Raw genomic sequence first — 12,445 nt, forward strand, 5'->3', positions numbered from 1 at the left:
ACAGTTTTCATTCACCGCTCATTTCAATTCACTATGAAGTTTTCCTTTCTTAGAAAAACGGGCTTTTTGCTGGCCTTTCTCTGCGTAATCACCGCAGTGGCCATGGCACAAAGAACGATCTCCGGCAAAGTAACCGGCGCCGCCGACGGGCAGGGCCTGCCGGGCGTCACCATCACGGTGCCTGGTACCAGCACGGGCACGAGCACCGATGCCAACGGCGTGTATAAGTTATCCTTACCCGCAACTGCACAAACGCTTGCATTCTCCTTTCTTGGATATGAAGCGCAGACCGTCACCATCGGTAACCGGGACGTGATCAACGTCGCCCTGCAATCCACCACCAAAGGACTGGGCGAAGTGGTAGTTGTAGGTTACGGCACCCAAACGCGCCGCGACCTGACCGGCACCATCTCCTCCGTGAAAGGCGCCGACATCAAAAATCTGCCGGTCAGCGATGCAGCCCAGGCCATGCAGGGCCGCGTTACCGGCGTAGACATCGTACGGTCCGACGGACAGCCCGGCAGCGCTCCCAGTATTCGTATACGCGGTACCGGTACCATCAACAATGCAGAACCACTGGTCATCATAGACGGCGTACCCGCCGGAGGGCTTAGCGATATCAATCCCAATGACATCGCCTCCATGGAGGTACTAAAAGACGCCTCCTCCTCTGCTATCTACGGGACAAGGGCGGCCAACGGCGTTATCATCATCACCAGTAAAAAAGGCAACTATGGTGAAAAGCTGAAAGCCTCCGTGAACGTATATAAAGGCGTGTCCAACGCTATCCGCTACATTCCGCTGCTCACCGCCCCTGAACTGGTGATGCTGAAAAAAGAACGTTATACCAATGACGGTAAACAGATAGATCCTATCTGGAACGACCCTTATTATTCGCAACAACGGACCGACTGGCAACGCGCCCTGCTCGGCTCCGGCCAGGTAACCAACGCGGATGTGAGCCTCCGCGGCGGCAACAGCAGCTCCAACTACCTCTTCAGCGCCGGCTACTACGATGAAAAAGGTATCATAGAAAACACCTATTTCAAACGGTACACCGTCCGCATCAATTCGGAACACAAGCTGGGCAAACGTTTGAAGGTGGGTGAAAACCTGCAGCTGACCTACCGCCAGAATGAAGGCTTCGATACCTACTCTTCCCAGACAGGCCTTATCTTCAGCGCTCTGCGTTTTAATCCGGCCATCCCGGTGTTCAACCCGGACGGCAGCTACGGCTCCTCCAAAGCCAGCAATGAACTCGGCGATATCAACAACCCGGTCTTTACCGCACAGACCACCGACGGATGGGCCAAAAACTACCGCATGCTGGCCAACGTATATGCGGAACTGGAAATCCTCGACGGCCTTACCCTTCGCGGCAACTATGGTTATGACGGCAGCATCTACAACCAGTCCAACTTTGTGCCCAAAGTGCTGGACCAGACGCGTACCCGTGACCGTGCCCAACTGTGGAACCGCAGCGAGTCCAACAGCTCCCAGCTGAGTGAAGTATTTCTGACCTATAACAAATTCTTTCATCAGCACCATGTTACCTTCACCGGCGGTTATTCCCAACAGGAAACCAAAGGCTATTTCTTCAAAGGCGAACGCTGGGGCTTTGCCGACGAATCACCAGACGTACGCGTGCTCGATAACGGCAACGAAATTCATGACGCCAGCGGCAACTTCAACCCACAGAGTGCCATCGCATCAGGCTTTGTAAGAGGTTTCTACGGTTTCAAGGAAAAATATTTGCTCACCGTTACCTTCCGTGCCGACGGGTCTTCCCGCTTCGCACCGGGCAAACGCTGGGGCTACTTCCCCGCTTTCTCCGCCGGATGGCGCGTTTCGGACGAAACATTCTTCAAAGACAATGTGAAGTTTGTCAGCAACCTGAAAATCACCGGCGGATGGGGCCAGCTGGGCAATCAGAATGTTCGTGATTTCCAGTATCTCGCACCGGTGAATAAAGACAGACGGTATAACTTCGGCGAAAGTCCCTACGTAGGCATATGGAATTCCCGCCTCGCCAACCCTTCCATCACCTGGGAGAAAGCCGAAATGACCAACATCAGCCTGGAAGCCGGCTTCTTTGAAAACAAGCTGAATGCGGTGATCACCTGGTTCAACAAAAACACCAAAGACATGCTGGTACCTGCCGCAGCCATGGACCTGCACGGCACTGCCGCCATCCCTGACCAGAACATCGGTCAGCTGAACAACAAAGGATGGGAGCTGGAAGTCAGCTACCAGGGCGGCAACGAAAGGTTCCGTTACAACCTCTCCGCCAATGCGTCCTTTATCAAAAATACCGTTACCAAACTCTATGAAGCCGGTACTTATATTTCTTCCAGCAACTACGGCCGGCAAAACCAGGAGATCTCCCGTACCTACGAAGGGCAGCCGCTGGCATCTTTCTACGGTTGGAAAACAAACGGCATTTATCAAACCCAACAGGAAATCGATGCTGACCCTTATATCGCCAAAGATCCCAATAAGGAAAACATCAAACCCGGCGATGTACGTTTTGTGGACATCAACGGCGACGGCATCATCAATGAGCTGGACCGCACCAACCTCGGCGATCCCAATCCGCGCGTAGTGTATGGTTTTCAGGCAGGCGCACAGTACAAAGGCTTTGACCTGAGCCTTTCCTTTGCCGGCGTAGGCGGCGTTAAATTATACAACGCCGATAAAATGCAGGGCATGGACCCCACCTATCCGTACAATATGTACGCAGAAGCGCTTCAGCGCTGGCACGGTCCGGGCACCAGCAACAGCGTGCCGCGCATGAGCCTCTCCAGCGACAACAGCAACAACCGTACTTCCGACCGTTTTGTGGAAAAAGGCGATTACCTCTCCCTGCGTAATATCGCGCTCGGCTATACGATTCCGTCCAAAGTATGGGGTCGTACCGGTATCTCCGACGTACGCGTATACGTGGCAGCACAGAACCTGTTTTTCCTCACCTCCTATTCCGGGCTCACACCACAACTGGGTTATAACGACGCCACACAGGACGGGAACCGGCAACGCGGCGTAGACGTGGCTGCTTATCCGCAGGCAAGAACATTCACTTTTGGCGCTACGCTCAACTTCTAAAACTGACGACCATGCAATCAATGAAACATATACTGCTGGCCGGCCTTACCGCCGCCACCTTGTTATCCGGCTGTAAAAACGTGCTGGACGTACAGCCTCAGGGCAACTTCACCACCGGTAACTACTGGCGTAATCAGGACCAGGCCATAGAGGGCATCACCGGTATTTACAATATCCTGCTGGAAGAAGATTTTACAGGCTTCAATGAATTTGTTTTTGATAACTGTTCAGACGACCAGGTGCGTGGTGGCGACCATGATTATGACGATGCCATTGAAGCATTCACGTATGACGCCTCTACGCCTACCGTGCGCGCCGGCTGGCGATGGAAATATGAAACCATCAACCGCGCCAACAGTGCGCTGATCAATATTCCGAAGATCAGCAACATTGACGCCGCCATCAAACAACGTTGCCTTGGAGAAGCGCATTTCCTTCGTGCATACGCCTACTGGCGCCTGCTGCTGATATATGGAGAAGTACCCATTATCACGGAAGATGATGTAACGAAAGTCAATTATAACAAGCCCAAAGTGAGCGCCGACGAACTGCGCAAACAGATAGAAGCCGATCTGCTGCTGGCCGCCGACGAACTGCCGGAAACCTATGGCGAAACCGATAAAGGCCGTGCCAGCAAAGGTTCCGCCTGGGGCCTGCTCTGTAAGCTGTACATGGAATGGGACCAACTGGACAAAGCCATCGCCGTAGGCAATAAAGTCATCAGCAACGCCAACTACGCACTGGCGCCACGGTATGCTGACAACTTCAGCGTAGCTACCGGCAATAATTCAGAGATGTTGTTGGCCGTGCAGACCGTTGACGGCGCCGGTTACTCCGACTTCGTCACCTACCATGCGCCACGCAAGTGGAACGGCTGGAGCTTCTTCTACCCTACCAAATCGCTGGTAGATGAATTTGAGCCCGGTGATCCGCGGAAAGAGATCTGTATTATGGCGCCCGGCGATAAAGTCAACGTAGGCACCGGTATAGAAACCGCTACAGCAGACCTTTCCTGGTCCGGCTACCACTACAAAAAATTCTGTGCGTGGAAACCTTCCGGTGGTCTTAACTATTCGTTAAAAACCCCGCTCCTGCGCAGCGCAGACATTTATCTGCTGGTGGCAGAAGCGAAGATCCGCCTCAATGGCCCAGGCGCCGGCGATGCAGAGATACAGGCCATCCGTACCCGTGCGTCCGCCACTTTGCCGGCTGTACACAGTGCCGGTATGAAGGAGCTGATGCATGAACGCCGTGTAGAGCTGTGCGGTGAAAACGAAAGGCAGCAGGACCTGCTGAGATGGGACAAAGCGAAGCTGATCGATATTGTGGCCATCAACAACCAGCCTAAGCTGGCCTATGACGGCACTGTGATGAGCAGAGGCGGTTCACCACGTAAGTTTATACGGCCTAAACATTATTATTTCCCGATGCCACAGACGGAGATCGATAAGAGCAAAGGCACGCTGGTACAGAATCCGAACTACTAAAAAAACAAACCGGTGTTGCAGCAGACAGCCGCAACACCGGTCCATTTGGTTATCGGATTATTTTATTATTTGGTGGAGAATTTATACACCGTTGTTTGTTGGTAGGTTTCTCCCGGTTTCAGGATAACCGTAGGGAAATCAGACTGGTTGGGCGAATTAGGGAAATGTTGCGCTTCCAGGCACAGTCCCGCATGTTGCACATATTTTTTTCCGCCGCGGGTATTAGACAATGTACCGTCCAGGAAATTACCGGAGTAAAACTGCACCCCCGGCTCGGTGGTGGACATCTCCATCAAACGTCCGCTGGCGGGGTCATAGAGCGTAGCTACTGTTTCCAGGCTGCCTGCTGCTTTGTCTAGCACGAAGTTGTGATCGTACCCACCTTTCACCGCAGCGATATCTTTTCCTACTTTCTTAGGCGTAGTAAAATCCATCATGGTGCCTTTCACCGGTTGCAACTGGCCGGTGGGGATCAGTTTATCATTTACCGGCGTGTAGCGGCTGGCTTTCAGCTGCAGCTCCTGGTCCAGGATGGTGCTGTCTTTGCCTCCGGAGAGGTTAAAATAGCTGTGATTGGTGAGGTTCACCGGCGTGGCTTTATCGCTGGTGGCGGTATAATGGATCTTCAGGGCGTTGTCAGGCGTAAGCGTATACTGCACTGTCGCCTTCAACGTGCCGGGATATCCTTCTTCCCCGTCTTTGCTGGTATATTCCAGTTGCAGGGAGCTGTCGCCGGATTGTGCGGCAGACCATATTACCTTATCAAAGCCTTTGATACCACCGTGCAGCGTGTTGCCGTGATCGTTAGCTGCCAGCGTATATTCCTTACCGTCCAGTTTGAATTTGGCATTTGCGATACGGTTGGCATACCGGCCTATCAGTGCGCCGAAGTAAGGCTGTCCTTTTTGCTGATATCCGCTGAGCGAGTCGTAAGACAATACCACATTGGCTTTCTGCCCTTGTTTGTCCGGCACGATGATATCTGTGACAATACCACCATAGTTCAGAATTTTCACTTCCATGCCGGCAGCATTGCGGAGAGTGTATTGCAATACATCCTGTCCGTCTGTTTGTCCATAGTTGTGGGCCGTAGTAGCCGTAACAGCGGCAGCGGTGTCCGTGCCGGTCTTGCTTTCTTCTTTAGGAGCGTTAGCCGAGTTGCAGGCGCCCAACAGGACAGTGCCTGAGATCATCAGGGCCGAGAGCCCCCTGAGGTTCATTTCCATAACGTATATAAGGTTAAGTGAATAGTATCGTTAAATATCGTGATAATTAGGGAAAAGAAGAAATGGGGAGATGTTAATTATTGTTTGTGGGTGGTATGAATCATTTATGAAAAATGTTGTATTAACAAAGCGCCGGTTAGTGAAGTCGTGATTTGTGGCTATTATTGGGAGCCAAACACAATTTCTTAGCCATTATTTGTTAACTCATGTCAACACTGACCAAATACCGTATTGAAGTAACCATTGACAAACTAACAAACAGTATTGTCAATACTATCTCCGGAGACAGTTTCGAAACGATTGTCAACCCTGTCAACAAAGCAGATTTAAGGATGATTTCAGCGAAGACAAACTGGAAGTTTGACTGGAAAAAGGAGTTTCGATTAAAAGACAGGGTAACCTATAAACTGTCTATTATGGATAATCATGAAGTAGTCCAGGGACTCATGAGTTTAAGTGATTGCAGGAACCATTACTATACTCATCTCATTGAAAGCGCCCCTTTTAATACCGGAAGCCCCAAGCTTTATGAAGGAGTTCCCGGCAATCTCTTTGCCTTTGCCTGCAAGCTATCCCAGGAACAAGGCTACCAGGGTTTTGTTGCTTTCGCATCTAAAACACGCCTTATTTCCCATTATGAAAAAAGCCTTGGCGCCACCCATATCGGTAACCATAAAATGATTATCTTTCCGGAAAACGCGGCCATTCTCATTAACAAATATTATAAATAATGATATATGGGATACATTAAAGAACCTAAAGGCGTTGATTGGGTGGTTGATCCCAAACCATTGACTGACAAAGACCGTCAAATAATCAGTGAAGCCATTCACTATTATAAAAGTACCGGCCGTAAACTAAAACCTTCCCATAAACGAAACGATAACAGCAATAAAAAAACGAGGTAGTAATACCTGCGTATTTTCAATCCGTCTCTATTAACCTGTTTTTCTCCTTTTGAACCCTTAATTTTGGCCTTCGAGAAAAACGTTATATGAAGCATATTGTCCTGGCCAGCACGTCTACCCTCTATGGAGAAGGTTATCTGGCTTATTTACAACCTGTGATGCAGACATTGTTCGCCGGTGTCAGTGAAATTATCTTTGTGCCATTTGCCCGTCCGGGTGGCATTTCCCATGATGAATATACCGCCAGAGCCGCAGCGGCCTTTGCGCCGTTACAGATACAGGTGAAAGGGCTGCATACTTTTGCAGATCCTGCCTCGGCCATCCGTGAAGCACAGGGGTTCTTTACCGGCGGCGGCAATACTTTCCTGCTGGTGAAGGAACTGCTGGAGCGCGGACTGATGGACAAACTGAAAACCGCCGTAGAAGAAGGCCGTCCGTATATGGGATGCAGTGCCGGCAGCAATATTGGCGGTGTTTCCATGCAAACGACCAACGACATGCCGATCGTGTATCCGCCGGGTTTCCAGACGATGGGACTGGTGCCTTTTAACCTGAACCCACACTACCTCGATCCTATTCCTAACCTGCCCCATATGGGTGAAACACGCGAAACACGTATCAAAGAGTTCCATACCCAACATGCCACGCCGGTGCTGGGGCTGCGTGAAGGCGGCTGGATTCTGGTGAAAGGCGATCAGATCACGCTGGAAGGCAAACCCACCGCCCGCATATTTGAAGCCGGAAAAACGCCTTATGAAGTTGATCCCGGCAGCAACCTGAATTTTCTTCGCTAATACATAAAACGAACGGTTATTCGTTTATCTTTGTGACGTTATGCGTGTAAAAGACGAACAAAAAGCCGCCCTTATTCAGGAAAAGGCCATCGAAATGATCGTGCGTGAAGGTTTCGATGGCCTCAGTATGCACAAACTGGCCAAAGCGGTCGACATATCGGTATCTACGATATACATCTATTTTAAAAACAGGGAAGACCTGCTTAACCAGTTGTATATCGACGTGATGGCGGTATTTGTCCGCGAAACGCTGCAGGACTTTGATCCGGAGATGGACTTTGAGGCAGGGCTCTGGCTGCAATGGCGTAACCGTTTCCGTTATATCCAGCGATATCCGCTGCACTACCTGTTTTCCGAGCAGTTCCGTCACTCACCGTTAATCCGCCATCCGGCCATCGGAAAAGATGCGTTCAGGCAGGCGATGCAACAATTTACGGCCAATGCGATACGTCGTAAACAGATCCCTGATCTTCCGGTAGAAGTGTATTGGGCGCTGGCTTACGGGCCGTTCTATACGCTTGTCGGTTTCCACGTACATAACAACGCTTTCTTCGACAAACCGTTCAGGTTGAGTGAAGCGGTGCTGAAGCAAACATTTGAACGGACGATCTTATCATTAAAAATTGGTTGACCCCTTATGACAACTACTTTATACCGCCCTGTAGGAGAGGCAGAGCTGCTGCTGATCGAACAATCCGGCTGGAAACGTTTTCCGCCCCGCCTGCCGGAACAACCTATTTTCTACCCTGTCATGAATGAAGCATATGCCGTTCAGATCACCACTGAATGGAACGTGCCGGCCTATGGCAAAGGTTATGTGACCCGCTTTGAAGTCAATACTGATTTTCTGAAAGCCTACCCCGTGCAAAACGTAGGTGGTGTTATTCATGATGAACTATGGATACCCGCCGAAGAGCTGGAGGCTATGAATGATAATATTGTGGGGCTGATTGAGGTAACGCACCGGTACGAATGAGCTACCTGCTGAAATGATCTGCTGTTGCTTTCACTGGCAACAAAAAACAAGAAGGCCGGAAATGATTCCGGCCTTCTTCCTATGGTAACTACTTAGCTACTTCAATTTTCACTTTCTTGTTCTTGATCCGCTCATCTTTCACCAGCTGTAAGACATGAGAGGCTTTGGACTTCACCACAGCCACAAAAGAGAAGAAATCTTTCACCTCTATCAATCCCACATCTTCTTTTTTCAACATGCCTTTTTTGGTAAGAAAGCCGACGATATCAATTTTATTGACTTTGTCTTTTTTACCTGCGGAGATGTACAGCGTCGTCCATTTTGGCTTTTGTGGCAGAACGGCTGTTTCCGGCAGTTCGATGGTTTCTACGTCTTCGGTCACATAAGGCATCAGTTTTTCGTCCGGCGCCAGGATGACGATAGCGGTGCCGCTGGCTTCCATCCTTGCCGTGCGGCCGTTGCGGTGTGTCCAGCTGTCTTCTGTATGCGGCAGGTGGAAATGGATGATGTAGCGGATATTGGGGATGTCCAGTCCGCGTGCGGCCAGGTCGGTGGTCACGAGGACATTGACGGTACCATTGCGGAACTTGCAGAGCGCCGCGTCACGGTCACGCTGTTCCATCGCTCCGTGGTAGAACTCGTTGAGGATGCCTTTTTCGCTCAGCATGGTGCTGGTACGTTCCACCGCATCGCGGTGGTTGCAGAACACAATAGTAGAGCGGTTCCCCAGGTGACAGATCAGGCGGAAGAGGGTATCTACCTTGTCATTTTCCGGTGACAGCACCTGTTTGTAGGCCAGCCGGGCCTGCGGGGTACCGTCTTCCGGCAGGAAGTTGAGTTTCTGCGGCTCGTTCAGCTGCACGAAATCGGGTATCTCCACCGCTTCTGTAGCGGAGGTGAGTATCCTTTTCTTTACGTTCGGCAGTGATTCGATGATAAAAGCCACTTCTTCCTGGAAGCCCAGTTCGAGGGTTTTATCAAATTCATCGAGCACCAGTGTCTGGATGGTGTCGGTGGTGATATTGCCTCTGCGGATATGATCACCGATACGGCCAGGAGTGCCTACAATGAGGGCTGGTGGCTGTATCAGGTTGTTTTCCTCTGTTTCCCGGAGGTGACCGCCATAGGTGGCCGTGATTTTATGGCCGGTGCCCATCAGTTTAAACACTTTTTCGATCTGTAATGCCAGCTCACGGGAGGGCACTACGATCATAGCCTGTGTTTTTTTCTGGTCCGGGTCCAGCCGGTCGAGCACGGGCAACAGGAATGCGAGGGTTTTACCGGAGCCGGTCGCTGACAACAGGATAACGTCCTGCTGTTGCTGGTTGGCGGCTACCGATGCCTCCTGCATTTCGTTGAGCGCGTCGATTTTAAGATTGGAAAGAATATTTCCTAATGAGTATGTTCCTTTTTGCATTTGCGGCAAAAGTACGAAAATAAAAATTGGGGCCGCTGTTACTGTGCCGATTCACTGAAAGGGTCGGGCAAAACCCAGCGGGCCTTGTAAATCTTCAGTCCGGCCTGCATAAAGACCCTTTTTCCTTGTGCGTCCAGCACTTCGTCTGTCCACCAGGACACTTTGGGCTTGCAGACGATCACCGGACGTGCCGGGCCGGAGGACACGCTTTTGATATTCTGCTGTATCACCGGTGCGGCAGATAGTTGCCGGGTATCAACGTTAAACCGGTAAACATTCGTGGTGTTGGTCAGCCACAGGTTGCCGGTGCCATATTCCGGGTACAGGTCATGCGCTTCCGTGCCCGGCAGCAGCATACTGGTATCCTTTAGCAGGTCCGGCGCCGCGTGGTCGTAGTTGTAGCGGAACACGATCATACTGTCCATGGCGGCTGTCCACAACCGCTTATGCGCCGCGTCCCACACCACATTATGCCCAAAGGCCACCGTTATTTTTTTCGTATAGGCATTGGCATTATATCCGGTAGTATCTGTTTTAAACAACATGAGATAGTTGCCGGTGCTGGAAGCGCTGACAATATTACCATCCGGCAGTATGGCGGCCGAATGGGTATTGCCACCCGCGTATCCATAGAAGACAGTCTTTTTATCAGCAATGCGGACCAGTGCCACGCCGCCACCGGAGGCGGTCATAAGGATATATTCCCCTTTGCGGACAGCTTTGGCTTCGCTGGGATTGTTGAACCATTTCACATGTTCCGGCAATACGCCGCAAAGGGCGGGCTTCCATTCCCAGATTATTTTCCCGGAGGCAATATCGGCGATAACGATACGGTGTTCCGCCTGCTCCGCCAGCACGATGCAGCGCTGACAGCCGGCAACAGCCGTATCCGGCGCGGCCACACACATCCCCCGTAAAAAAAATAACACACCTAAAATCTTCAGAAATTTGGTCATTTGGTTACTTTTAGTTTTTCAAACGTTTAAATTTTATGAAAACACTTCCTTTCTTTTTGTTGCTGGCCGCGGTGGTGACTTCCTGCAGCCAATCGGGCAGCCAAGCTAATAAAAATACCGACAGTTTAAAAACTGAGGTGACCAGCGGCAACAGCGACGCCTGTTTCCTGAAGGCCACCGGCAAAGACAGCGTGCTGTTACAGGTTCATATAAAGGATACCAGTATTAGCGGAGACCTGAGCTATCGTTATTTTGAAAAAGACAAAAACACCGGCGCCATCAGTGGCAGTATCCGCAATAATATTATCCACGCACAATACACGTTCATGAGCGAAGGCGTACAAAGCACACGCCCTGTAGTGTTCAAACTGCAGGATGACAAGGCCTATGAAGCGGTGCCCGACAGTATTAACCCCGAAGGCATCCCTGTTTTCTCCGGCAATGATGCCGCGCTCAAATTTGACGTAGCGCCTCTTTTAAAAATTTCCTGCAAGTAAATAGGGGTACGCGAATAGTTAGGTGTCGATATCGAAACTGAATATTTTTTTTCGATATGGTACACCTACTTTCCAGCATCCGGACACGGCTTATCAAAAAGCCGGTATTTAATAAACCTGCTTACTGGCTGCTGCCGGGCCTTCTCCTGCTGGCCGGCAGTGCCAGGGCGCAGCTGGGCGCCAGCAGTCTCACCGGTCCGGGGATTGCCATCAATGCCGACTATCAGCCTTCCAGTCATTATATCCGTCCGGAAGATTCCCTCAAAATGCCTGCTACTACCGTACAACGCCGGCTCACGCTGGGAGCGGGCTTTACGCTCTCTCAAAAAATAGATACTTCTACTGGCAAGGTGCGTATATGGAACCTCGGCGTGATGGGCTCCTACACCAGTTTTTCCAATAAAGACTACGAAAATTCTGTCTTTCCGAAAGAGTTGTTTGGCGGTGAAATAGCGCTGCAACATATGCGTACGCTCAATCCCAAATGGAGCCTGATGGGCATGGTGTCTGTAGGATTGTATACAGACCTGGAGAAAATCACCTACGACGATGTTTTTATCACCGGTGGCGTGATCTTCATCCGCAAAATCAACCGCAAACTAAACCTTGGCGTGGGCGCCGCCCTCACCAACAGTTTCGGTACTCCCATGGTACTGCCCGCCCTGCTGGTGCAGTGGCGTACCGGCGACCGGTTCAGGGTAGACATCAACTTCCCCGAAAAGCTCAGTGTCAGCAGCTCCCTCAGCAAATACGACGACCTGGCACTCGCTTTCCGTTTCAACGGTGGCGCCTATGACGTGGAAAACAGGAAGGACGGCAAACGCCTGATGGGCTACCAGGAAATGAGCCTGGGCCTGGAAAACACCCTGCATCTCAGCAAAAAAATCGACTTCAATCTCGCCGGTGGCACCGTGCTGCTGCGCTCCGTCACCTTCAGGGACAAAAAGATATCTGACATGTTCTCCACCCGTCCGGAACACAGGCTGGCAACGAACCTGTACGTCAGCGCAGGCGTCCGCTGCCGGTTTTGATTTTTCCGGTAATATCAGCAAAAAAAAGAGGCTGCCTCTTTGGAGACAGCC

General features: G+C 51.0%; 12 protein-coding genes. 9 read left to right on the forward strand and 3 right to left on the reverse strand.

The window, feature by feature from the left end; all coding sequences use genetic code 11:
- Positions 1–102: 102 nt before the first annotated feature.
- The gene (locus HGH92_RS01640; protein WP_168869022.1) at positions 103–3,102 is read left to right on the forward strand and encodes a SusC/RagA family TonB-linked outer membrane protein; all 3,000 of its coding nucleotides are present in this window, start codon (positions 103–105) and stop codon (positions 3,100–3,102) included.
- Positions 3,103–3,113: 11 nt separating this feature from the next.
- The gene (locus HGH92_RS01645) at positions 3,114–4,589 is read left to right on the forward strand and encodes a RagB/SusD family nutrient uptake outer membrane protein (RefSeq protein ID WP_168869023.1); all 1,476 of its coding nucleotides are present in this window, start codon (positions 3,114–3,116) and stop codon (positions 4,587–4,589) included.
- A gap of 65 nt (positions 4,590–4,654) precedes the next feature.
- Here HGH92_RS01645 and HGH92_RS01650 read toward each other — a convergent pair whose 3' ends face one another.
- Positions 4,655–5,815 (reverse strand): aldose epimerase family protein, encoded by a 1,161-nt coding sequence (locus HGH92_RS01650; RefSeq protein WP_211092514.1) that lies wholly within the window; start codon positions 5,813–5,815, stop codon positions 4,655–4,657.
- Between the two features lie 206 nt (positions 5,816–6,021).
- Here HGH92_RS01650 and HGH92_RS01655 point away from each other — a divergent pair, with 206 nt between their 5' ends.
- The 5 genes from HGH92_RS01655 to HGH92_RS01675 all read left to right on the forward strand — a co-directional run bounded on the left by HGH92_RS01655 (position 6,022) and on the right by HGH92_RS01675 (position 8,493).
- Positions 6,022–6,546, forward strand: a complete 525-nt coding sequence (locus tag HGH92_RS01655; RefSeq protein WP_168869024.1) for a hypothetical protein — start codon at positions 6,022–6,024, stop codon at positions 6,544–6,546.
- Between the two features lie 6 nt (positions 6,547–6,552).
- Positions 6,553–6,723 (forward strand): hypothetical protein, encoded by a 171-nt coding sequence (locus HGH92_RS01660; RefSeq protein ID WP_168869025.1) that lies wholly within the window; start codon positions 6,553–6,555, stop codon positions 6,721–6,723.
- Between the two features lie 86 nt (positions 6,724–6,809).
- The gene (gene pepE, locus HGH92_RS01665) at positions 6,810–7,517 is read left to right on the forward strand and encodes a dipeptidase PepE (protein WP_168869026.1); all 708 of its coding nucleotides are present in this window, start codon (positions 6,810–6,812) and stop codon (positions 7,515–7,517) included.
- Between the two features lie 40 nt (positions 7,518–7,557).
- Positions 7,558–8,148: a TetR/AcrR family transcriptional regulator gene (locus HGH92_RS01670; RefSeq protein WP_168869027.1), complete on the forward strand. Its 591-nt coding sequence runs from the start codon at positions 7,558–7,560 to the stop codon at positions 8,146–8,148.
- A gap of 6 nt (positions 8,149–8,154) precedes the next feature.
- The gene (locus HGH92_RS01675; protein WP_168869028.1) at positions 8,155–8,493 is read left to right on the forward strand and encodes a hypothetical protein; all 339 of its coding nucleotides are present in this window, start codon (positions 8,155–8,157) and stop codon (positions 8,491–8,493) included.
- Positions 8,494–8,581: 88 nt separating this feature from the next.
- On the opposite strand, the gene HGH92_RS01680 is transcribed toward HGH92_RS01675, so the two are convergent.
- Positions 8,582–9,910, reverse strand: a complete 1,329-nt coding sequence (locus HGH92_RS01680) for a DEAD/DEAH box helicase (protein ID WP_168869029.1) — start codon at positions 9,908–9,910, stop codon at positions 8,582–8,584.
- A gap of 38 nt (positions 9,911–9,948) precedes the next feature.
- Positions 9,949–10,866 carry a DUF6528 family protein gene (locus HGH92_RS01685; RefSeq protein WP_168869030.1) on the reverse strand — a complete coding sequence of 306 codons (918 nt, stop codon included), beginning with the start codon at positions 10,864–10,866 and terminating at the stop codon, positions 9,949–9,951.
- A 35-nt stretch (positions 10,867–10,901) separates the two neighbouring features.
- On the opposite strand from HGH92_RS01685, the gene HGH92_RS01690 reads away from it, so the two are divergent.
- Both HGH92_RS01690 and HGH92_RS01695 read left to right on the forward strand, forming a co-directional pair.
- A complete protein-coding gene (locus HGH92_RS01690; RefSeq protein WP_168869031.1) occupies positions 10,902–11,363 on the forward strand; it encodes a hypothetical protein in 462 nt (153 codons plus the stop codon).
- Between the two features lie 56 nt (positions 11,364–11,419).
- Positions 11,420–12,394, forward strand: a complete 975-nt coding sequence (locus HGH92_RS01695) for a DUF6268 family outer membrane beta-barrel protein (RefSeq protein WP_168869032.1) — start codon at positions 11,420–11,422, stop codon at positions 12,392–12,394.
- Positions 12,395–12,445 lie beyond the last annotated feature (51 nt).

The sequence above is a fragment of the Chitinophaga varians genome (assembly GCF_012641275.1).
GTDB classification, from domain to species: Bacteria; Bacteroidota; Bacteroidia; order Chitinophagales; family Chitinophagaceae; genus Chitinophaga; species Chitinophaga varians_A.